Here is a 21,760-nt window from a genome sequence, read left to right as displayed (position 1 = left end):
CGAACATGAAAGCAAGCCTGGCGGGACGGCAAAAAGGTGCGGCAGCCATCGAGTTCGTCGCCGTTTTCATGGTGTTTTTCGCGGTGTTCTATGGCTTGGTCAGCCATGCGTTGCCGATGCTGATGTTGCAGTCGTTCAACCAGGCCAGCAGCGAGGCGGTGCGTCGCTGCGTGGCGCTCGACCCGGGCGGCGAGCATTACCGAAGCGACGTCGACAGCCTGGCCCGGGAGGTGGTCGGGCAGCAACTGGCCTGGATGCCGGCGGCCCTGGGTTTCAGCGTCGTCACCGATACGAAGGTCACCTGGAGCGGCGACAACCTGCTGACCGTCTCGATCGACTACCCTCGCGAGCGCCTGGTCCGCGTACTGCCGGTGCTGGTGCTGCCCTTGATCGGTGAGGTGCCACGCCTGCCCGAACGCCTGCAGGCCGAAGCGAGCCTGCAACTGTGAGCGGCCTGTTCGATCGCTGGCGTGCGGCGCCACCGAGCGCGCACGAGGCCGAGGTGCCACCGGCGGTGGGCCTGCAACTGTGGCTCGATGCCCAGGGCGCGGTGCAGCGTCTGTCTGGCCCGTTGCGTACCCTGCTGGCCTTGCCCGCCCACGGTGGCGGGCGGGTGCATGACTACCTGGAGCGGCACAGCTGGCTGGTGCTCGAAGGCGAGCCGGCCGACTGGCAGGGGCTACCCCTGGACCTGGATTTCCACACCGTCATGGGGCATCCCCTGCACACCCGTGGTTGGCTGATGCGCCACGGTGACGGTTGGTTGCTGCAACTGTTCGATATTGGCGACCTGTTGCTCGAGCGTGCCCACGCCAATGAGCAGCAAGGCCTGCGACAACTGGCGGGAGAGGTCGGCCGCGCCGTGCGCGAATGCGGCGAGGAGCACCTGGCACAGTGCGTGGTGGAGCAGTTACAGCGTCTGGCTGAGTGCTGGCATGCCCCGGCGTTGCGCCTGGTGCTGCGCGAGCCGGCTGGCTGGCGCAGCTTCGCCAGCAACGACGCCGACTGGCCCTGGCCCGAAGACACGCGCCTGCAACCTTGGTTGACGCGGTTGCCGGCCCAGGCGTTGCTCGACAGCCGCGAGCATCCCGAACTGCTGGCGCTGTGCGGGGGTGTCTCGCTGTTCCTGCTGCCTTACTGCCAGGGGGCTGAGGCCGAGGCCTGGCTGCTGTGCGCCGGTGCCCAGGCGCTGCCGCAGACAGCGGCGGCGCAGGGGCTGCTGCAGGCTCTGGTCGAGCCGTTGCTGGGCCGTCATCGGCAGGCCCAGCTGCTGCGCCAGACCCACCACCTGGAGGCGTTGCAGCAACAGCTGGGGGCGGGGTGGTGGGCGTGGCCGCTGCACGGCCCCCTGCATCTGGATCCGTACCTCGCTGCCAGCCTGGGCCTGGCGCGTGAACCGAGCCTTGAGCAATGGCTGGCACGTGTGCACCCGGCGGATCGCGAAGCGGCGCAACTGGCGCTGGAGCAGGCCCGCAGCAGCGGGGAACTGAGCCTGAGCCTGCGTATGCCGGGCGACGATACCCTGGCGGCGCCACGCTGGTTCCATTGGGTCGGGCGCTTGCAGGGGCGGCAGTTGCGCGGATTCTTGCTCGATATCAGCGCACTCAAGGCGCAGGAGCTCCAGGCCGGTGCTGCGCGGGCGCGGCTGGAGAACCTGATCGCCAGTTCGCCGGCGGTGATCTACATCCAGCGTTACGCCGACGGTGCGCTGTACAGCGAGTTCTTCAGTGCCAGCCTGATGCCGCTGCTCGGTTGGGCCGCGGACAGCGAGCAGGCACGCCAGCCGGGCCTGGCGGTGCATCCGGACGATCGCTCGCTGTGGCTGGAGCGCACCCGCAGCTTGTTACGCGACGGCCAGGCGCGCTGCCGCTACCGCCTGTGTGACAGCCGGGGCGGCTATCACTGGGTGCTGGACGAGGCACGCCTGCTGCGCAACGATCTCGGCCAGCCGCTGGAGGTGGTCGGCCTGTGGCTGGATGTCAGCGAGGCGACCGAGGCCGCCGAGCGGGTGCGCCAGAGCGAGGAACGCTATCGGGTGCTGGTGGAGGATTCGCCGGCGATGATCTGCCGCTACCGCCCGGACCTGGCCCTGCTGTTCGGCAACCGGCCGCTGGCCGACTGCCTGCGCTGCACGCCGGAGCAACTGCTGGGCATGAACCTCGGGCAGTGGATGTCCGATACACAGCGTGGCGAGTTCCTCCAGCGGCTCCAGGCCCTGACCCCCGAGCAGCCGGTGAGCAGTGCGCAGGTCTGCCTGCAGCTGCCTGGCCACGAGCATGCCTGGTGGGTCTGGGCCGACCGTGGCCTGTTCGACGACCAGGGCCGGTTGTTGGAGGTGCAGGCGGTGGCGCGTGACAACACCGAGGTCCGGCGCAGCCAGCGCCAGCTCCTGCAAGGCGCCAAGATGGCGACCCTCGGCGAGCTGACCACTGGGTTGCTGCACGAGATCAACCAGCCCCTCAACGTCATGCGCATGGCCACGGTCAATGCCTTGAAACGGTTGGACAACGGCGCCGCCGAGCCGGCCTACCTGCAAGACAAGCTGCGCCGCATCGAAGCCCAGGTCGAACGCACGGCACGGTTGGTCGACCACATGCGGGTGTTCGGACGTCGCTCCGAGGTCGAGCGCCAGCGTTTCAGTGCCTGGGCGGCGGTGGAAGGGGCGGTGGCCCTGCTCGACGAAGGCCTGCGCGGCAAGGGGGTGACCCTGCGCATCGAGCCTCCGCAGCAGCAGCCGCTGGTGCTGGGGCACCAGGATCAGCTCGAACAGGTGTTGATCAACCTGATGGTCAATGCCCGTGACGCGCTGCTCGAACAGCGCCGGGACGCGCCGTGGATCTGCATGCGCCAGTCGTTGCAGCCCGGGGAGTTGTGCCTGTGGGTGGAAGACAACGGCGGCGGTATCGATCCCCAGTTGCAGGCACGGATCTTCGAGCCTTTCTTCACCACCAAGCCGGCCGGTGTCGGCACGGGCCTGGGGTTGTCGGTGAGCCATGGCATCGTCGAGGGCATGGGCGGCAGCCTGAGCGTGGCCAATGGCGCCGAGGGGGCGTGTTTTCGGATCAGCCTGCCGCTTCACTGCACCAGTTGAGCGCGACCGCTGGAGCAGGTCAGGTTGGCACCGACTTCGGCGTTGACCAGGTCAATGCCGAGCACCTTGAGCAGGGCATTGACCAGCGGGTCGAGCAACGGGCTCAGGAGGTTCCGGATCAGCGGCTCCAGAATGTTCTTCACGCCGTCCAGCAGCCCGGCGGTGAGCACCAGAAGCTCGCCCAGGCCGCTGTTGGCGGTGGGTTTGTAGGCTTCCAGGCGGATGCCCGCCAAGGTGTCGCCGAGGCTGCCGACGACCTGGCTGTCGGCCATCGACAGGTAGCGGGGCGGTTGCCCGATGTCGGGCGGCTCGCTGGCGTCCTTGAACAGCAGGGGCATTGCCGTGGCGCCACTGCCCAGCACCTTGCTGTCGATGCGCAGCCCGATGCCGCCCCCGGCGAAGGGCACGCGCGTGCCGCATATCGGCGGCAGGATCAGCAGGCGGCTACAGACGTTGGTCCCGATGTCGATCAACGGGAGCGCCTTGACCGTGGGGGGGCCTTGGCTGAAGAACGTCTCGGGGGGCTCGAACTTGCCGACCGCCAGCCTCACCGCAGCCTTCTCGGCAAGCACGCTCAACTGCTTGGGCGCGCAGCTGTAGCTGGCTGGTGGGCCGGGCCTGAGGCGGGCGGAGGCTTTGGCCGCTTCCAGGCCGATATCGATGTGCAGCTTGCCGTCCAGCAGCTTGATGTCGCTGACCTTGCAAGGAATGCCCAGGGCGCAGGTGAGTGAGTGCACCGTGCCCAGCAGGTTCAGGTTGAGCAGGCTGTTGAGTACGTTGGTCAGGGGCGCCGCCAGGTCGAGGACGGCGTTGGCCAGCCCGGCGATGCCTGACAGCAGCGGCAGGTCGAGAGAGACCAACGCTCGTACCTGCGCGGTGTGAACCGCGATCTCGTCGCTTCGTGGATCGCCTGCTGCGGAGACCTGCTGCGGTTCGATCACCTTCAGGCGTATGCGGCCATTGACCAGGCCCAGCACACTGAGAGGCAAGTCGATGTTGGCGGCGTTTTCGCTGGTCGCAAGCTGGACCACACCCTGCACCAGTTGCAGCAGTTGGACACTGGCATCCAGCCCGGCCTGGGTGGTGCCGTTCTGGATGTCGAGAATCCTGCCCAGCTTCAGGAGCGTGCCATTGCCGCTGCCCACGGCCACCTTGCCGAGGTTGGTGATGACCTCAGCGGCGGCACCGCTCTGCTGCAGCACCTTGACGGCCGCTTGCAGCAGTTGCGTGGCAGTGGCATCGGCGTTGAGCAACTGGTGGTAATCGCCGATGTCCAGGCCCAGGTCGATGGCCAACTGGTCGAGGTAGCGCAGCAGGTTGATATCGGCGTCGGCTAGGCCTTGCCAGCCCGCCACGTCCAGTTGCACATGGCTGCCGAGGGCGCCGAGCAGGGCGTTGAGTATCGCCGACTGACGCGAGTCGACTTTCAGCAGGGTGCTGCGGATGCTCAGCATGGCCTGGGGTGGCCGGGGCATCGAAGCCACTGCGCTGGCGCCGAGGGTCGTGGTCAATGGCAGGTCGCTGCCTTGCACCAGGGTGAAGGCACTGGCGGCAATGCTCGTGGGCACCGTGTTGCGTACCTCGACCTTGATCGCTTCGTTGCGCGAGGTGTCGGAGGTGAAGATGCGCAGGTTGCGGGCATCGGTCTGCAGGTAGCCACAGCTGGCCACGAGGGGGTTGCCGGGGGCATGGCCGTTGCGGGTGGCCGCGGCGCGGGCGAGGGTGCTGGCCTGGGGGCCGTTGCCATTGCAGCCGGCGTGCTGCCCGGCGGCTTCCAGCGCGGCCATGTCGGCGATGCGCTGTAACTTGCGCTGCTCGAGGTAGAGCCTGCCGCTGTCGACCACCAGCAGCAGGAACAGCAGGGCCAGGCCGAGGGTCAGGGCGGCCATCAGGCCGATCGCGCCGCGTTGGCGCACAGCGGAACGGGGAACCACGGGCACTCCTTTGCAGGCCATCGGCCACGCAGCGCAGCGGCGATGAAAGGAGTGTAGTCAGGGTGATGGCAAATTGCCTTGATCGAGTGGCCGTCAGCGCCTCAACGCGGTGGATAGTTGCTCATCAATTGCGCGACGGTCTTCTGGATCGCGGCATTGCGCTCCTGCGGGCTGGGCGGATAGTTGTTCATGATCTGCTCGGCACTGCCGCGCCAGACCAGCTTGCCGTCGCGCCCATCGAACAGGTCGACCTGGATGGTCGCCACCTTGTAGTCGACGCTGCGGGTTTCGTTGTACATCGGCCCGCCCCAGTAGCCTCCCCAATAGCCGCCCCAGGCTCCGCCGTAGTTGGTGGTGATCTGCTGCTGGCGCTGCTCGACGATCAGGTAGGTGCGCACCCTGACGTCTGGCCGGGCATTGGCCTGCGCCGGGCGCAGGCCGCGCTGGTCGAGCTGGTCGGCGACGGCCTGGCGGATGCGCTGTTCGGTCAGGTCGCTCTTGATCCGCGGATCGTCCGGGCGATACTGCAATGCCGGCTCCTGCCAGGCCCAACTGCGGTACCCGGCGAAGTCGCGGCTGGCGTCGAAATCCTGGGTGACGTTGTTGCTCGCGCACGCGGCCAGCAGCAGCGTGAACGACAGCAGAACGAGGCGGCGCAACATGATGGTTCTCCGGTGCAGGTTAACTGGGAGGATAGCCGTCGAGGGCCTTGTGCACCGATTCGCGCAAGGCCTTCTCGCGGTCGCGTGGCGAGCTCCTGTCGCTGCCGCTCTCGGCGCTGGCGCTCCATACCGGCTGGCCATCGCGGGCATCAAACAGGTCGATCCGCACCACCATCACTTCGACCTCGTAGGTGCGCACGATCGGCACGCTGCCGTAGGCCCCGTAGCCGTGGCGGTAGCCGCCGTAGCCGATGCCGCCATAGGGGTACGGGCCGTAGTAGGGGTCGTAGTAGTCGTAGTCGCGGACCTGGCGCAGGCGTCGCTCCAGGCGCATGTCGGCACTGACCAGCAGGTCGGCGCTGCCACCCCGGGCCGGGCGCAGGCCGTGCTGGTCGAGGGCGCTGCTGACCGCCTCGGCCAGTTGCGCCGGGTCGGCACTGGCACTGGCGCTGGGCAGTTGGCCGTTGCGCCAGCTCCAGCTGCGATAGCGCCCGTAGTCACGAGGGGCTGCCGGGTAGGCACTGGCATCGAAGGTGCTGGCCGCCTGGGGCGGGGCTGGCGGCAGGGGGCGGCCGCTGGCGACATAGGGGTTGCTGCCCTGGCAGGCAGCCAGGGCGAGGGGCAGCAGGGGCAGGCACAAGAGACGGTACCGCATGTGTTCCTCCCGGCAGGCGGGTCAGTGCGGGCGACAGACCCAGTGCAGGTAGCGGCCCAGCCCGGCGAAGCTTGGATGTCGGCGGTGGGCCAGCTCCATTTCCAGCAGGTCGAGCAATTCGGCCTTGGCCTGGAACTCCTTGGGCATGTAGTCGTGGAAAATCCGCACACCACTTTCGCTTTCGACCTGCCACATGGGTTCAAGTTGCGCCTTGAGCTCGCGGGGATCAAGGGGTTTTTGCGGGGTCAGGCTCTGCTTCTCGCCGGCCAGGCGGTTGCTGCGCAGCTTGCGGAAATGGCCCTTGAGCAGGTTGCGGTAGATCAGTGCGTCGCGGTTGTAGAACGCCAGCGACAACCAGCCGCCTGGGGCGGTCAGCTGGTGCAGCACCGGCAGGATGCTCTCGGGTTCGGCCAGCCATTCCAGCACGGCATGGCACAGGACCAGGTCGAAGGGTTCGGTCAGCTGGCCGAGCAGGTCCTGCCAGGGTGCCTGGATGAAGGTGGCCTGCTGGCCTGCCTCGGCGAAGCGTGCCCGAGCACCGTCGAGCATGGGGGCGGCGGGCTCGGCGAGGGTCACCTGGTGGCCGCGCTCGGCCAGCCACAGGGCCATGTGGCCGAGGCCGGCGCCGATATCCAGCACGCGCAGGGGGCGATCGGGCAGGGCCTCGGCCAGGTCGGCCTGGAGTACGGCCAGGCGGATGGCACCCTTGGCGCCGCCATAGATCTTCTCGGCGAAGCGGCTGGCCAGCTCATCGAAGTGACGGTCGTTCATCGGGCGAAACGCCTCTCGCTGTCGGCCAGTTTGGCGCGCACCACCTGTTCCATGTCCAGGCCCAGTTCGCTGCACAGCAGCAACAGGTACAGCACCACGTCGCCGACCTCCTGGCCGGCATGGGCGAGTTGCTCGGGGGGTAGCTGGCGTGACTCGTCCTCGCTCAGCCACTGGAAGATCTCCACCAGTTCGGCCATCTCCACGCTGGCGGCCATGGCCAGGTTCTTCGGGCTGTGGAAGCCGCGCCAGTCGTTGGTGTCGCGGATCCGGTGCAGGCGTTCGGTCAGTTCTTGCAGGTTCATCGGGGGCTCTCCTCTTGGCGCATAGCTTCGGATGAGCCTTTGTGCAAAGCAAGTGCATTGGGGCCGCTTCGCGCCCCATCGCCGGCAACCCGGCTCCCACAGGGGCCCTGCAAACCGCATCATGCGTGGTCGACTCGCACCTTGCGGGAGCTTGCCGGCGATGGGCTGCAAGGCAGCCCCAATGCCGCTTGGCTCTAGAGCGCGCGCCACCGCCCGAGCATGTGCACCCGTTCGCCATGCCCATCCAGGCGCAAGATACCTTCCGGCCCGGCCTCGCTGGCGCTGAGCACCACCTCGGACGGCAAGCGCACCGGCTTGCGGAAATCCACCTCGAAGGCATAACCGCTGGCCGGCAGGTGGCCTTGCAGCGCGGCCATCGCCATGGCCTTGCTCCACATGCCATGGGCGATGGCCTTGGGAAAACCGAACAGGCGGGCGCTGGGGGCGCTCAGGTGGATCGGGTTGTAGTCGCCGCAGACGTTGGCATAGCGCCGGCCGATGTCGCGGTCGGCATACCAACGGGTGACCTCGGGCAGGTTGCCGGGCTCGAGCTCCGTTTCCTCATCGGCTTGCCCGTCAAGCTGCAGGCCCCGCACCAGCATGCGGCTGCTCTCGCGCCAGAGCGGGCCTAGCGCATCCTCGGCTTCGGTGACCAGGTCGAAGGTGCCGCCCTTGGCATGGGGTTTCAGAGCGTCGACATACACCGCGAAACGCAGGCCATCGACCCCACCCAACGGGCGATACACCTCGATGGCATTGTGCAAGTGAACCAGGCCGAGCAACGGGAAGGGGAAGTCACGGGCCGTCAACAACTGAAGTTGCAGGGTAAAGGCCATGACATGGGGATAGGTCGGCGGCAGTTGGCCATGGTCGGCGAAATGGCAGAGTCGTCGATAAGCCGACAGGTTGTCGGGCTGCACCCGCAGGAAACAGCGCAGGCCGGTCTCGGGTAGGCGGGTGCCGTGGATCTTGCGTTTGCCCAGCGCCCGCAGGTAGAGGCTGGCGCGCGATTCGGGGGTGTGCAGGTCATGCCATTGCCGGTTCATGTTCAGGCCCCCATCAGTGCCTGGCCGCAGACCCGCAGGACCTGGCCATTCACCGCACCGGAGCCGGGTTGGCTGAGCCAGGCCACGGCCTCGGCGACATCCTGGGGCTGCCCGCCCTGGCCCAGCGAGCTCAGGCGGCGCCCGGCCTCGCGCAGGGCCATGGGCATGGCGGCGGTCATGTGGGTCTCGATGAAGCCCGGCGCCACGGCATTGATGGTGCCGCCGCGCTCGGCCAGTTTCGGCGCCCAGGCCTGGGCGAAGCCGATCAGGCCGGCCTTGCTCGCCGCATAGTTGGCCTGGCCGCGGTTGCCGGCGATACCGCTGACCGAAGCGAGCAGGGTGATGCGCGCGTCTTCGCCGAGGGCACCGGCCTCGTGCAGCGCCTGGGTCAGCAACTGGGGCGCCTTGAGGTTGACCGCCATGACCGCGTCCCAGTATTCGGGCGTCATGTTGGCCAGGGTCTTGTCGCGGGTGATGCCGGCGTTGTGGACCACGATGTCGATGCCTTCGGGGAGGGCGTCGAGCAGTTTCGCCGGGGCATCGCTGGCACAGATGTCCAGGGCCAGGGCACGGCCGCCGAGGCGGGCGGCGAGGGCGTCGAGGTCCTGCTGCGCCGGTGGTACGTCGAGCAGGGTCACCTCGGCGCCATCGCGGGCCAGGGTTTCGGCAATGGCCGCGCCGATACCCCGCGCCGCGCCGGTTACCAGGGCGCGACGCCCGGCCAGGGGGCGGGTCCAGTCCTCGACCTGGCTGGCGCAGGCCTCCAGGCGCAGGACCTGGCCGGAGACGAACGCGCTCTTGGGCGAGAGGAAGAAGCGCAGGGCGCCTTCGAGCTGGTCCTCGGCGCCGGCACCGACATACAGCAGTTGCGCCGTGGCGCCGTTGCGCAGCTCCTTGCCCAGCGAGCGGCTGAAGCCTTCCAGGGCGCGCTGGGCTACGCTGGCCCGCGGGTCGTCGAGGCTTTCTGGCGCGCGGCCGAGGATCACCACGTGGGCACAGGGGGCGAGGCTGCGTAGCAGGGGCTGGAAGAACTCGCGCAACTGACGCAGCTCGTCGCTGTCGGACAGTTGGCTGGCATCGAACACCACCGCCTGGAGCCTGGGGCCGAGCCCGGCGACCCAGGCCGGGGCTTGCAGGCCTTCGACGTTGAAGCTGTAGAGCTCGGTGGTCAGGCGTGCGGCGATGGCCTCGAGCGTGCTCGCCAATGGCCCGCCACCCAGCACCAGTGCGCCTTCCACCGGCCGCAGGCGGCCAGCCTGCCAGCGCTGCAAGGGGGCCGGGCGAGGCAGGCCGAGGGCATCGACGAGGCGGCGGCCCAGGTTGGAGTTGGCAAAGCCGAGATAGCGATCGCTCATGTACGGTTCTCCCTGAAGGCAAGCATGCAAGTGTGGACCAAGTTTGCGGGCGGGACGTTCGAATGCGGTAAAAAGACCTAGGCTGTACGGATCGAAATTGTTTCAGGAGGAACATACGCATGCGCTCACCTCGCCGGGTCGCGATCCTGGGTGGCAACCGAATCCCCTTCGCCCGCTCCAACGGGGCCTATGCCAATGCCAGCAACCAGGCGATGCTTACCGCCGCCCTCGAAGGCCTGGTCGAGCGCTATCGCCTGCATGGCCTGCGCCTGGGCGAGGTGGCGGCAGGCACGGTGCTCAAGCATGCCCGTGACATGAACCTGACCCGCGAGTGCGTGCTCGGTTCGCGCCTGTCGCCGCAAACGCCGGCCTACGATATCCAGCAGGCCTGCGGCACGGGCCTGGAGGCGGCGCTGCTGGTGGCCAACAAGATTGCCCTGGGGCAGATAGAGTGCGGGATCGCTGGCGGCGTCGATACCACCTCCGATGTTCCGATCGGGGTCAACGAAGGCCTGCGTCGCATCCTGTTGCAGGCCAATCGCGGCAAGCACCTGGGCGAACGGCTCAAGCCTTTCCTCAAGCTGCGTCCCAGGCACTTGAAGCCCGAGTTGCCGCGCAATGTCGAGCCGCGCACCGGGCTTTCCATGGGCGAGCACTGCGAGCGCATGGCCCAGGGCTGGCAGATCGGCCGCACCGAGCAGGACGAGCTGGCCCTGCTCAGCCACCAGCACCTGGCGGCGTCCTTCGTCGAAGGCTGGCATGACGACCTGCTCACGCCCTACCTGGGCCTGACCCGCGACAACAACCTGCGTCCGGACCTGACGCTGGAGCAGTTGGCCAAGCTCAAGCCGGTGTTCGACCGCAGCGGCCTGGGCACCCTGACCCCGGGCAATTCCACGCCGCTGACCGACGGCGCCTCGCTGGTGCTGCTCGGCAGCGAGCAATGGGCCGAGGAGCGTGGCCTGCCGGTGCTGGCCTACCTGGTCGATGGCGAAACCGCCGCGGTGGATTTCGTCAAGGGCCAGGAGGGGCTACTGATGGCCCCGGTGTATGCCGTGCCGCGTCTGTTGGCGCGCAATGGCCTGACCTTGCAGGACTTCGATTACTACGAGATCCACGAGGCCTTCGCCGCCCAGGTGCTGTGCACGCTCAAGGCCTGGGAGGACGAGGAGTACTGCCGCACTCGCCTGGGGCTGGAGGCGCCGCTGGGGGCGATCGATCGCAGCAGGCTCAATGTGAAGGGCAGCTCGCTGGCGGCGGGGCATCCCTTCGCGGCCACGGGCGGGCGGATTTTGGCGAACATGGCCAAGCTGTTGGCCAAGGCTGGCAAGGGCAGGGGGCTGATCTCCATCTGTGCGGCGGGGGGGCAGGGGGTGACGGCGATCGTCGAGCGTTGAGTGCTTCGCAGGTTGGGCCCAGTGTCGGTGAGTCAGGACCCCGACTGACACTGGCCCCTGACGAATCTCTGTTAGGCTTGTCACTTCTGCAACACACGAACCCGTCATGTCGAGTACCGGACAGCTTCCCCCCCCTCGCGCCATCCCCGCCCTGGAGCACCTGCCCAGGCCGCTCTACGCCCGCGCCGAAAGCCTGGGCGCCGGCTCCTGGACCACCCGCCACCGTCACGACTGGGTGCAGTTCTCCTATGCCATCAGTGGCGTGCTCGGCGTCTACACCAGCGATGGCAGCTATTTCGCCCCGCCCCAGTGGGGGGTGTGGATCCCCGCTGGCATCGAGCATGAAGTGGTGACCTCGATGCAAGCCGAGATGCGCAGCCTCTACGTGCGCCGCGATGCCTGCCCTTGGGCCGAGGAGCAGTGCCGGGTGCTGGAAGTGACCCCTCTGGTACGGGAGCTGATCAAGCAGTTCTGCCTGTACCCGCCGGAGTACCCGGAAAACGACAGCGCCGAGGCGCGGCTGGTGGCGGTGCTGCTCGACCAGTTGCGCACCCTGCCGGAGGTGGGGTTCTCCCTGCCGTTGCCGCGCCACCCAGGCCTGTTGGCGCTGTGCAACGGATTGATCGCCGAGCCGGACCGACCCCAGACCTTGCGGCAGTGGGCCCGGCAGTTGGGGTGTTCGGAGAAGACCCTGATGCGCCTGTTCCAGCGTGAGACGGGCCTGAGTTTTCGCAATTGGCGCCAGCGCATGCGGCTCTTGTCGTCCCTGGCCTTGCTGGAGGCGGGGGAGAGCGTGACCGAGGCGGCGCTGGGCTGTGGGTACGATTCCACTTCGGCGTATATCGCCGCGTTCAAGCAGCTGTTCGGGGCGACGCCTGGGGAGTTGCGCTTGTAACGAATACCGGGGCTGCGAAGCAGCCCCGATGGGCTCAGGTTCGGAAGCGTCGTACCAGCGCATCCAGCTCGTTGGACAGCCCTGCCAGGCTTTCGGAGTCCTGCCTGGCGGCCTGGGCCAGTTCGGCCACCAACTGCGCATCGCCATGGATCTGGCTGATATGCCGGTTGATGTCCTCGGCCACCTGGTGTTGCTCTTCGGCAGCCGTGGCGATCTGGGTGTTCATGTCGCGGATGATGTCCACCGACTCGCGGATCTGCCCGAAGCTGTCGCGAGCCATGCCGATGCGGCTGACCGACTGCTGCGAAACCTCCAGGCTGGCGTGCATCTGCTCGGCGACTTCGGCGGTACGGGCGGCCAGGTTGCCCAGCAGGCCATCGATCTCGGCGGTGGAGTCGGCGGTGCGCTTGGCCAGGGCGCGAACTTCGTCGGCGACCACGGCGAAGCCACGGCCCTGCTCGCCAGCGCGGGCGGCCTCGATGGCGGCGTTGAGGGCCAGCAGGTTGGTCTGCTCGGCGATCGAACGGATGGTGCCGAGGATCGACTGGATGGCATTGCTGTCGCGCTCGAGCTGCTGGATCGACTGGGCCGACTGCTCGATCTCCTGGCTCAGGCGGTCGACGCTTTGCACCGCCGCGTCGATCTGCTGCTGGCCTTCGCGGGCCTGTTGCTGGCCGCTGTCGGCCGACTGCGCGGCCTGGCTGCAGGAGCGGGCGACCTCGTTGGCGGTGGCGACCATTTCATGGAACGCGGTGGAGACCATGTCCACGGCCTCGCGCTGGCGGCCGGCGGCTTCGGCCATGTCGCCGGAGACACGGGTCGAACTGCTGGAGGTGTGGAGGATCTGCCCGGCGGCGGTACCGATGTGCTGGATCAGGCTGCGGATGGCGCCGAGGAACTGGTTGAACCAGTTGGCCAACTGGGCGGTTTCGTCGCGCCCGCGAACCTCCAGGCTGCGGGTCAGGTCGCCTTCGCCTTGGGCGATGTCTTCCAGGCCGTTGGTGACACTGTTGATCGGCCGCACGATGAGCTTGGCGAAGGCCGTACCGACGACCGCGAACACGGCGGCCAAGGCCAAGGCGATGATGCCGATCAGCCAGGTCAGGCGGGTAGTGGTCTGCATCACTTCGTCGTGGCGGATCAGGCCGATGAAGGTCCAGCCCAGTTGCTCGTCAGGGTAGACGTTGGCCATGTAGCGCTCCCCGCCCAGCTCCACCTCGACCAGGCCTTGGCCGGCCTTGGCGAGGGCCGCGTAGCCATCGCCGAAACTGGCCAACTGCTTGAAGTTGTGGCTGGCATCTCGCGGGTCGACCATCACGTTGCCGTTCTTTTCCACGAGCATCAGGTAGCCGCTGTCGCCGAGCTTGATCTTCTTGACGATCTCGGTGAGCCCGTTCAGGGAAACGTCGATGTTGACGACGCCGCCAGGGTTGCCGAGGGCGTTGGGGACTGCCCGCACGGTGCTGATCAGGACGGCATCGTCGGCGGCCCAGTAATAGGCGCCGGTGCGCACGGTCTTGCCGGGGTTGGCCATCGCCAACTGGTACCACGGGCGTTGGCGCGGGTCGTAGTTGGAGAACTTCTGCCCGGCCGGCCAGCCGACGTAGCCGCCGTCGTTCACGCCGTACGAGACATAGGCGTAGCTGGGGTGGACCTGCGCCAGGCGGGTGAAGAACTCGAGGACTTGCTTGTCCTGCTCGCCCAGCTCGTTGCTGGGGTTGGTGGCCAGGTACTTGTTCAGGTTATCGCCGGTGGCGGCGACCAGCGGCTGGGCGGCCAGGTAGTTCACGTTCTGGTCGATGCCCTGGAAGAAGATATGCATCGCGTTGCTGACCTGGCGGATTTCCCGACTGCTGTTGTCGAGGAAGTCCTCGCGGGCTTCGCCGCGCAGGTTGAGGACCACCAGGGTGGCCACGAGGACGATGGGCAGGCCGGCGATGACGGCGAAGGCCCAGGTCAGTTTCTGTTTGATGTTCATCCACGCTCCCGGAGTTTTTCTTGTGCGACACATGAGGCAGGTGTCCAAGAGATCGGCAGCGTCTGGTTTTTTTGTAGGGAAGTTCCCGTATTTATTGGGCGAGGTCGTGTTTGGTGACTGTGCGGTCGTGTTTGGATGGCCTGGGGATGCCAGTGGCGCTCAGGGCTGCAAAGCAGCCCCAGTACCGCTTGAATGCTTCAGCCCAGGGATTTGTCCTTGCCCCGGCAGCAACCGCTGCCATTGGCCAGGTCCTTGAGGATCGGGCAATCCGGCCGGTCATCGCCATGGCAATGGGCAACCAGCTCGCCCAAGGTATCGCGCAGCCCAACGAGTTCCTCGATACGCCGGTTCAACGCCTCGATATGCTGCATCGCCAGGGCCTTCACATCGGCACTGGCACGCTGGCGGTCCTGCCAGAGGGTCAGGAGCCTGGCCACCTCGTCCAGGGAGAACCCCAGGTCACGGGAGCGCTTGATGAAGGCCAGCGTGTGCAGGTCGTCCTGCTGGTACAGACGGTAGCCGCTGTCGCTGCGTTTGGCCGGCTTGAGCAGGCCGATGGACTCGTAGTAGCGGATCATCTTGGTGCTGAGCCCGCTGCGGCGGGCGGCTTGGCCGATGTTCATGGGGCCTCCTGTCGGGGGGCGGTGGGCTTCCAGGTCTTCAGCCACAGGGCATTGCTCACCACGCTGACGCTGGACAACGCCATGGCCGCGCCAGCCAGCACCGGGTTGAGCAGGCCGAAGGCGGCCAGGGGAATGCCGATCAGGTTGTAGATGAAAGCCCAGAACAGGTTCTGGCGGATCTTCGCGTAGGTCTTGCGGCTGATCTCCAGGGCGGCGGGCACCAGGCGCGGATCGCCACGCATCAGGGTGATCCCGGCAGCCTGCATGGCCACGTCGGTGCCACCGCCCATGGCGATGCCGATGTCGGCGGCGGCCAGTGCAGGGGCGTCGTTGATGCCGTCGCCGACCATGGCCACCACGCCATTGCGCTTGAGCGCCGCCACCGTGGCCGCTTTGTCGGCCGGCAGCACTTCGGCATGCACGTCGTCGATGCCCAAGGCATCGGCCACCACCTTGGCACTGCCACGGTTGTCGCCGGTCAGCAGGTGGCTGCTGATGCCTTGCTCGTGCAATGCATGGATAGCCTGCCCGGCGCCTGGTTTGAGGCTGTCGCCGAAGGCGAACAGGCCCAGCACCCGAGGCTGTGGCCCGCGCTCGATCAACCAGGACAGGGTGCGCCCTTCGGCTTCCCAGGCCTGGGCCTTGGCGGCCAGTTCGCCCGCTTGCAGGGCGCTCTCGTCGAGCAGGCGGCGGTTGCCCAGGGCCAGTTCGCGGCCCTCCACCCGCCCGGCGATGCCACGGCCGGTGAGGGATTGGCTGTCGGCCACCTGCGGCACGTGCAGGCCTTGCTCGGCGCAGGCATCGAGTACCGCCTTGGCCAGCGGGTGTTCGCTGCCCCGCTGCAGAGCGCCGGCCAGGCGGTGCAGTTCGCCTCGGTCGCCGTCGAGGGCCTGGCTGTGGACCACGCGGGGGCTGCCGGAGGTGAGGGTGCCGGTCTTGTCGAAGACCACGCGATTCACTGCATGGGCGCGCTCCAGCGCTTCGGCGTCCTTGATCAGGATGCCGTGGCGGGCAGCCACGCCGGTGCCGGCCATGATGGCGGCGGGAGTGGCCAGGCCGAGGGCGCATGGGCAGGCGATCACCAGCACGGCGACGGCATTGATCAGGGCGTTTTCCAGCGGCGCACCGGCCAGCCACCAGCCGGCCAGGGTGACCAGCGCGACGACCAGCACCGCCGGTACGAACACCTGGCTGACCCGGTCCACCAGCTTCTGGATCGGTGCCTTGGCTGCCTGGGCATCCTCGACCAGGCGGATGATGCGGGCCAGCACGGTCTCGGTGCCGAGGGCCAGGGTGCGTACCAGCAGACGGCCCTCGCCGTTGATGGCGCCTCCGGTGACCGGGTCGCCAGGCTGCTTGGGCACCGGCAGGCTTTCGCCGCTGATCAGGGCCTCGTCGGCGTGGCTGCTGCCTTCGAGCACCTGGCCATCGACCGGGAAACGTTCGCCGGGCCTGACCAGCACCAGGTCGCCCAGGCGCAACTGGCTGATCGCCACGTCTTCCTCGTGGCCGTCGAGCACCCGCACGGCCCGCTCCGGGCGCAGCGCCTCCAGCGCCCGTATGGCACTGGCGGTCTGGCGCTTGGCGCGGCTTTCCAGGTACTTGCCCAGCAGCACCAGGGCGATCACCACCGCCGAGGCTTCGAAGTACAGGTGTGGCTGCAGGCCGGCCGGGGCACGGGCCCATTCGTACAGGCTCAGGCCATAGCCGGCGCTGGTGCCCAGGGCGACCAGCAGGTCCATGTTGCCGGCACCGGCACGCACGGCCTTCCAGGCGGCCACGTAGAAGCGGGCGCCGAGGATGAACTGTACCGGCGTCGCCAGCAGGAACTGCGCCCAGGCCGGCAGCATCCAGTGCAGGCCGAACGGCTGGCCGAGCATCGGCAGCACCAGCGGCAGGGCCAGCAGCAGCGCGGCGGCAACCGCCAGGCGTTCGTTGCGCAGGCGGCGCAGGGCTTGTGCTTGGTCGTCATGGGTGCTGTGAGGCAGGCTGGCGCTGTAGCCGGCTTTTTCCACGGCCTGGAGCAACAGGCTGTCGTCGACGGCCGCGAGGACTTCGAGGTGGGCGCGCTCGCTGGCCAGGTTGACGCTGACCTGCTCGACGCCCGGCAACTTGCCCAGGGCGCGTTCGACGCGGCCTACGCAACTGGCGCAGGTCATGCCGCCGATCTGCAGCTCGACGGTGCGGGTCGGCACGCCGTAGCCAGCCTCCCGTACCGCATCGACGAGGGCTGGCAGGCTGCCGGCCGGGGCCTGGACCCGGGCCTGTTCGGTGGCAAGGTTGACGCTGACCTGCTCGGCGCCGGTGACCTTGCGCAAGGCGCGCTCGACGCGGCCAGCGCAGCTGGCGCAGGTCATGCCGGAGATCGGCAGGTCGAAAGTGGTGGATGCGGACATGGCTCTCCTCCTTGGACTGGCCTCCAGCATCAAGCTTGCCACGTTGGTAAGGTCAATAGCCCAGGCTGGCGCGCTTCAACTCCAGGCCCTGGTGACCCGTGGCAATGCGGTACTTGCTGATTTGTCCGGCTTGCAGGTTCAGGCGGGTGCTGCGTTGGTCCTCGATCCCTGGGGCGCAGCCGGGTGTCTGCCCTGGCAGCAGGCGCAGGCGGACGTCCACGGGCCCTGGCGGCAGGTTGAACGAGGTCGACTGTTCCTGGAACAGGCGGCCGGCCAACTGGTCGTTGAGGTAGATGCCGATCTCGCAACTGCTGGCCACTTCCAGGCGCTCCCGGGAAATGACCAATACGCTGTAGTCCGAGTTGCCTTCGGCGCTGGCCGGTGGCACCACCGCCAGTGCGCCTAGCAGCCCGACCAGGCCCAATGCTGCCCTGAACATGAAGAATCTCCTGCTTGCCGAATCGTCAAAGGCGCAGCTTGGCCGAGCCGCACGCGGATTTCCACCCCGGCCGTTTCGGGCAGAACTTGACCTTGCCATGATGGCAAGCCTGAAACTGCGGCAAACCCTGAAGGAGGTAGGACCGATGCAAGTGTTCAATGTGCAAGGCATGACCTGCGGCCACTGCGTGAAGGCGGTGACCCGCGCGGTACAGGACCTGGACGCGGCAGCCCAGGTGGAGGTGGACCTGGCGGGCAAGCAGGTACGGGTACAGAGCCAGGTGGCGGGTGAGCGGATCCTAGCGGCGATTCGCGAGCAAGGGTACCAGGCTGAAGTGGCCTGAAACCGCCTTTCGATGTTTGACAGCGTTAAGCCGGTATTTGGGGCTGCGAAGCGGCCCCAGATGGCTACAAAACTGCTCTCGATGTTCTCTGCCACCCCAGCGCGGCCCATGGGACTGGGCGATCTCTCCAGTAACTGTTACAAAGGTTTTCATACCGGTGCTGCCTGCAGCAGGTAGACTTACCCACTTGCTTAGCCTGCTATGGATTCCTGATGAACCTGCGAATTGTGCTGATCCTGGGCGCCCTCAGTGCGTTCGGGCCATTGGCGATCGACTTCTATCTGCCCGCCTTCCCGGCCATGGCGCAAGCCTTCGCCACCGACGAGAAACATGTCCAGACCACCCTGGCCGCCTATTTCCTCGGCCTGTCCCTCGGCCAACTGGCCTATGGCCCGGTGGCCGACCGCTTCGGCCGGCGCAAGCCGCTCATGTTCGGCATCACGCTCTTCACCCTGGCCTCGCTGGCCTGCGCCTATGCGCCGAACCTCGACACCCTGATCCTGGCGCGCTTCGTCCAGGCCCTGGGCGGCTGCGCCGGGATGGTCCTGTCGCGGGCGATCGTCAGCGACAAGTGCGACGCGGTGGCTTCGGCCAAGGTGTTCTCGCAACTGATGCTGGTGATGGGCCTGGCGCCGATCCTCGCGCCGATGCTGGGCGGGGTGCTGGTCAACCTCGCGGGCTGGCAATCGATCTTCCTCGCCCTGGGCCTGTTCAGCGCCGCCTGCTTGCTGGCGGTCAGCCTGGGCCTGCCGGAGAGCCTGGCGCCGGACATGCCGCGCCAGCCGCTGTCGGGGGCGTTGCGCCAGTACCTGCGGCTGCTGGGCGACCGGGTGTTCATGGGCCATGCGCTGACCGGGGGCATCGCCATCGCCGGCATGTTCGCCTACATCGCCGGTTCGCCGTTCGTGTTCATCAAGCTGTATGGCGTGCCCCCCGAGCACTACGGCTGGCTGTTCGGCACCAATGCCGCGGGTTTCATCCTCGTCGCCCAGGTCAATGCGCGCCTGCTGGCCAAGCGTGGTCCGGCCTTCCTGTTGGGGCGGGCCGTGTGGCTGTACCTGGGGGCGGGGTTGGTGCTGCTGGGCATGGCGGCATGGCGGCCGGCGCAGTTGTGGCCATTGTTGGTGCCGCTGTTCGCGTGCATCGCCAGCCTGGGCTGCATCATCCCCAATGCCTCGGCGTGCGCCATGAGTGGGCAGGGCGCACGGGCCGGCAGTGCCTCGGCGCTGATGGGGTGCGTGCAGTTCAGCGTCGCCGCGGGCGCGGCGGCGCTGGTGAGCCTGCTGCACGATGGCAGCGCGGTGCCGATGGCCTTGGTGATCAGCCTGTGCGGTGCGCTGGTGGTCAGTGTCGCGATGCTGACTCGGCGCTTGCAGGCCAGGCGTCCGGCGTGAGTGGGTGAGGCGCCTGCAGGCGGGTTTCCAGCGTGGCGACGAAGGCACGCGCCTGCGCTTCGCTGCGAAAACTCACCACATGTTGGTCGAGGCGTACCTGCCATGGACAGTTGGGGTTGCGGTTCGACGCACTGACGACAATTTTCATCGCGGCCTACCTCCACTGGGTGAGAGCGGATGAAGTGTAGCGCCGCCGCTTGTGCTTGCCATGACCGGCGTGGGATCTCCTGACTGACGGTCGTGGCCTCGGGCCGGTCGGCTGCCCAGTGGGGCTGCATGTGGACGCTTCGCTTTTGTTTGCCGTACTTGATGAAGCGCGTTGTCGGCATTGTTCCAGGGCATGCTTGCCCGAGCTTGCTCCCGCCAGCGTCGAACGCTCGCTACCGTGGGCTGCCAGGCTTTCTTCCGGGCAACGCGGCCTCGGCGAATCTGCGTCTGCTGGTGGGTAGAGGGTCGGGATACCCTGCGGTTTTGTGCCGTGGGCTGCCAGGTCGCGTCGCCGGCGCGCGACTTATACTGGCTGCTGCGGTCAGTGCCAGCGAGAGACACTTCCCTGCCAGGGAGCGGCAAGCGATGACTGCCCTTGCAGGTGGGCCGGCATGCCGCACGGCCGTTTCGCTGCCATGGCTGGCCACTGGAACAAGACGTGACCTTGCAGGGAGTTACAGGGATATGAAAGCAGTCAGCAGTATCAGCCAGGTCGCCGGCCTGATGGCCGACCCGAAACGCAGCGCCATGTTGTGGGCGCTGATCGATGGCATTCCCCGTCCTACCGACGAGTTGGCCGACATGACTGGGCTGACCGCCTCGTCTGCCTGTGCGCACCTGTCGTTGCTGTCGTCGGCCGGCTTGCTCAAGCTCGAGGCGCGGGGGCGCAAACGCTATTTCCGCCTGGCCTCGCCGGCCGTCGGTGCGGCGGTGGAGGCTCTGGCCAGCCTGCAACTGAAGGACAACGGATCGCAGCCTGGGCAGGCGGCGCCGCTGCAAGTGCCCCTGTCGATGCGCCGGGCGCGCCGCTGCGGTGCTCACCTGGGCGGCGAGCTGGCGAGCGATCTCTACCAGCGGCTGGTCGCGGCCGGTTGGCTGGAAGGGAGCGACCTGCAACCGCGGATCAGCCTGGAAGGGCGTACGCAGCTGGCGGCCATCGGCGTCTACACCGAGGCGTTGGCCTCGCCGCAGCAGGGCGAGTGCACCATCTGCCGTTGCAGCGAATGGAGCGACCAGGGCCCGCACCTGGGGGGCAGCCTGGGGCAGGCGCTGCTCAGGCTGTTCCTGCAGTCAGGCTGGATACGCGAACAGGAGGGCTCCCGGCTGTTGCAGATTTCAGCGCTGGGCATCCAGTGCATCAACCGTATCGCCCACGTGCCAGCGTTGCAGGTCGGATAGCCGTACCCGCAACGCCGGGCAGGTCTCAGGCCAGGCGGGCATCCAGGCTGTTCTGTGCCAAGCGCCGGGCCTGGTCTTCGGTCATCCCCAGGTGGATGTGCAGGGCATGGAAGTTCTCGGTGACATAGCCGCCGAAGTAGGCCGGGTCATCGGAGTTGACCGTGACCTTGACGCCACGCTCGAGCATTTCGAGGATGTTGTGCTGGCCCATGTGCTCGAATACACAGAGCTTGGTGTTCGACAACGGGCAGACGGTCAGGGGGATCTGCTCGTCGATGATGCGTTGCATCAGGCGTTCGTCCTCGATGGCGCGCACGCCGTGGTCGATACGCTTGATCTTCAGCAGGTCGAGGGCTTCCCAGATGTACTCGGGTGGGCCTTCCTCGCCAGCGTGCGCGACGGCCTGGAAGCCTTCGGCGCGGGCGCGCTCGAAGACGCGCTGGAACTTGCTCGGCGGGTGGCCTTGCTCGGAGCTGTCCAGGCCCACGGCGATGAAGGCATCGCGAAATGGCAGCGCCTGGTCGAGGGTCTTGTGTGCCTCCTCTTCGCTCAGGTGGCGCAGGAAGCTCAGGATCAGCCCGCTGCTGATGCCCAGTTGTTCATGGCCATCCCTGAGGGCCTGGCGGATGCCGCCTAACACCACCTCGAAGGGGATGCCCCGGTCGGTGTGGGTCTGCGGATCGAAGAAGGGTTCGGTGTGCACCACGTTCTGTGCCTTGCAGCGTTGCAGGTAGGCCCAGGTCAGGTCGTAGAAGTCCTGCTCGGTGCGCAGGACATCGGCGCCTTGGTAGTAGAGGTCGAGGAACTCCTGCAGGTTGTTGAAGGCATAGGCGCTGCGCAGGGTTTCCACGTCGGCCCAGGGCAGGGCGATCTTGTTGCGTTCGGCCAGGGCGAACAGCAGCTCCGGCTCCAGCGAGCCCTCCAGGTGCATGTGCAGTTCCGCCTTGGGCAAGGCGTTGAGCCAGTCATACATGTGTGTAGTCTCGATCAGGTACGGTTGCCGTCATTCTACAGGGCTGGAGCCGATGCTGTTCAGTCGAGGCCTTGGGGCTGCCTTGCAGCCCATCGCCGGCTAGCCGGCGATGGGGGCGTA

At 67.4% G+C, this 21,760-nt stretch carries 20 protein-coding genes and 1 pseudogene; 7 read left to right on the top strand and 14 right to left on the bottom strand.

The window, feature by feature from the left end; genetic code table 11:
* The first annotated feature begins 5 nt into the window (after positions 1–5).
* Positions 6–449, top strand: coding sequence for a TadE/TadG family type IV pilus assembly protein (locus tag ABFA30_RS23070; protein ID WP_225790481.1), 444 nt, complete (start codon positions 6–8; stop codon positions 447–449).
* Positions 446–3,091 (top strand): ATP-binding protein, encoded by a 2,646-nt coding sequence (locus ABFA30_RS23065; protein ID WP_410046004.1) that lies wholly within the window; start codon positions 446–448, stop codon positions 3,089–3,091. Before ABFA30_RS23070 ends, ABFA30_RS23065 begins: the two co-directional genes overlap by 4 nt.
* On the opposite strand, the gene ABFA30_RS23060 is transcribed toward ABFA30_RS23065, so the two are convergent.
* From ABFA30_RS23060 to ABFA30_RS23030, 7 genes are all read right to left on the bottom strand, one after another.
* Complete coding sequence (locus tag ABFA30_RS23060; protein ID WP_410046003.1) at positions 3,076–5,025, bottom strand: pilus assembly protein TadG-related protein; 1,950 nt, start codon at positions 5,023–5,025, stop codon at positions 3,076–3,078. The genes ABFA30_RS23065 and ABFA30_RS23060 overlap by 16 nt on opposite strands.
* 101 nt (positions 5,026–5,126) lie before the next feature.
* Positions 5,127–5,687, bottom strand: coding sequence for a DUF4136 domain-containing protein (locus ABFA30_RS23055; protein ID WP_225790478.1), 561 nt, complete (start codon positions 5,685–5,687; stop codon positions 5,127–5,129).
* 19 nt (positions 5,688–5,706) lie between these two features.
* Complete coding sequence (locus tag ABFA30_RS23050) at positions 5,707–6,342, bottom strand: DUF4136 domain-containing protein (protein WP_225790477.1); 636 nt, start codon at positions 6,340–6,342, stop codon at positions 5,707–5,709.
* Between the two features lie 21 nt (positions 6,343–6,363).
* Complete coding sequence (locus ABFA30_RS23045; protein WP_225790476.1) at positions 6,364–7,113, bottom strand: methyltransferase domain-containing protein; 750 nt, start codon at positions 7,111–7,113, stop codon at positions 6,364–6,366.
* Positions 7,110–7,415, bottom strand: coding sequence for a MazG-like family protein (locus tag ABFA30_RS23040; protein WP_225790475.1), 306 nt, complete (start codon positions 7,413–7,415; stop codon positions 7,110–7,112). The genes ABFA30_RS23045 and ABFA30_RS23040 overlap by 4 nt, the downstream gene beginning before the upstream one ends.
* A 194-nt stretch (positions 7,416–7,609) precedes the next feature.
* On the bottom strand, positions 7,610–8,461 hold the full coding sequence (locus ABFA30_RS23035) for a MaoC family dehydratase (RefSeq protein WP_225790474.1): 852 nt from the start codon (positions 8,459–8,461) through the stop codon (positions 7,610–7,612).
* Between the two features lie 2 nt (positions 8,462–8,463).
* Positions 8,464–9,816, bottom strand: coding sequence for a 3-oxoacyl-ACP reductase (locus ABFA30_RS23030; RefSeq protein ID WP_410046002.1), 1,353 nt, complete (start codon positions 9,814–9,816; stop codon positions 8,464–8,466).
* Between the two features lie 119 nt (positions 9,817–9,935).
* Between ABFA30_RS23030 and ABFA30_RS23025 the strand changes: the two genes are divergently transcribed.
* Positions 9,936–11,213 (top strand): acetyl-CoA C-acetyltransferase, encoded by a 1,278-nt coding sequence (locus ABFA30_RS23025; RefSeq protein WP_253080411.1) that lies wholly within the window; start codon positions 9,936–9,938, stop codon positions 11,211–11,213.
* A gap of 106 nt (positions 11,214–11,319) precedes the next feature.
* Entirely contained in the window at positions 11,320–12,108 is a 789-nt protein-coding gene (locus tag ABFA30_RS23020; protein WP_253080410.1) for an AraC family transcriptional regulator, read from the top strand.
* 34 nt (positions 12,109–12,142) lie between these two features.
* Here ABFA30_RS23020 and ABFA30_RS23015 read toward each other — a convergent pair whose 3' ends face one another.
* The 5 genes and pseudogenes from ABFA30_RS23015 to ABFA30_RS22995 form a co-directional block, all read right to left on the bottom strand.
* Complete coding sequence (locus tag ABFA30_RS23015) at positions 12,143–12,871, bottom strand: methyl-accepting chemotaxis protein (protein ID WP_410046069.1); 729 nt, start codon at positions 12,869–12,871, stop codon at positions 12,143–12,145.
* Positions 12,872–13,000: 129 nt separating this feature from the next.
* Positions 13,001–13,930 (bottom strand): annotated as a pseudogene (locus ABFA30_RS23010) (cache domain-containing protein); the annotation flags it as partial.
* 353 nt (positions 13,931–14,283) lie between these two features.
* A complete protein-coding gene (gene cueR, locus ABFA30_RS23005; protein ID WP_225790900.1) occupies positions 14,284–14,709 on the bottom strand; it encodes a Cu(I)-responsive transcriptional regulator in 426 nt (141 codons plus the stop codon).
* Positions 14,706–17,105 carry a heavy metal translocating P-type ATPase gene (locus tag ABFA30_RS23000; RefSeq protein WP_410046001.1) on the bottom strand — a complete coding sequence of 800 codons (2,400 nt, stop codon included), beginning with the start codon at positions 17,103–17,105 and terminating at the stop codon, positions 14,706–14,708. Before ABFA30_RS23000 ends, cueR begins: the two co-directional genes overlap by 4 nt.
* 52 nt (positions 17,106–17,157) lie before the next feature.
* Positions 17,158–17,544, bottom strand: coding sequence for a hypothetical protein (locus ABFA30_RS22995; RefSeq protein ID WP_225790902.1), 387 nt, complete (start codon positions 17,542–17,544; stop codon positions 17,158–17,160).
* 145 nt (positions 17,545–17,689) lie between these two features.
* Between ABFA30_RS22995 and ABFA30_RS22990 the strand changes: the two genes are divergently transcribed.
* A complete protein-coding gene (locus ABFA30_RS22990; protein ID WP_225790903.1) occupies positions 17,690–17,887 on the top strand; it encodes a cation transporter in 198 nt (65 codons plus the stop codon).
* A gap of 212 nt (positions 17,888–18,099) precedes the next feature.
* The gene (locus tag ABFA30_RS22985; RefSeq protein ID WP_225790904.1) at positions 18,100–19,281 is read left to right on the top strand and encodes a multidrug effflux MFS transporter; all 1,182 of its coding nucleotides are present in this window, start codon (positions 18,100–18,102) and stop codon (positions 19,279–19,281) included.
* On the opposite strand, the gene ABFA30_RS22980 is transcribed toward ABFA30_RS22985, so the two are convergent.
* Positions 19,232–19,429, bottom strand: coding sequence for a hypothetical protein (locus tag ABFA30_RS22980; RefSeq protein WP_225790905.1), 198 nt, complete (start codon positions 19,427–19,429; stop codon positions 19,232–19,234). The two genes, ABFA30_RS22985 and ABFA30_RS22980, sit on opposite strands and share 50 nt — an antisense overlap.
* 524 nt (positions 19,430–19,953) lie before the next feature.
* On the opposite strand from ABFA30_RS22980, the gene ABFA30_RS22975 reads away from it, so the two are divergent.
* Positions 19,954–20,667: an ArsR/SmtB family transcription factor gene (locus tag ABFA30_RS22975; RefSeq protein ID WP_253080409.1), complete on the top strand. Its 714-nt coding sequence runs from the start codon at positions 19,954–19,956 to the stop codon at positions 20,665–20,667.
* A 25-nt stretch (positions 20,668–20,692) separates the two neighbouring features.
* Here ABFA30_RS22975 and ABFA30_RS22970 read toward each other — a convergent pair whose 3' ends face one another.
* Entirely contained in the window at positions 20,693–21,640 is a 948-nt protein-coding gene (locus ABFA30_RS22970; RefSeq protein ID WP_225790907.1) for an adenosine deaminase, read from the bottom strand.
* Positions 21,641–21,760 lie beyond the last annotated feature (120 nt).

The organism is Pseudomonas sp. HLMP (assembly GCF_046365545.1).
Classification (GTDB): domain Bacteria; phylum Pseudomonadota; class Gammaproteobacteria; order Pseudomonadales; family Pseudomonadaceae; genus Aquipseudomonas; species Aquipseudomonas guariconensis_B.
The sequence above is the reverse complement of the archived record's forward strand: the minus strand, read 5'-3'. Positions and strand labels throughout refer to the sequence as shown.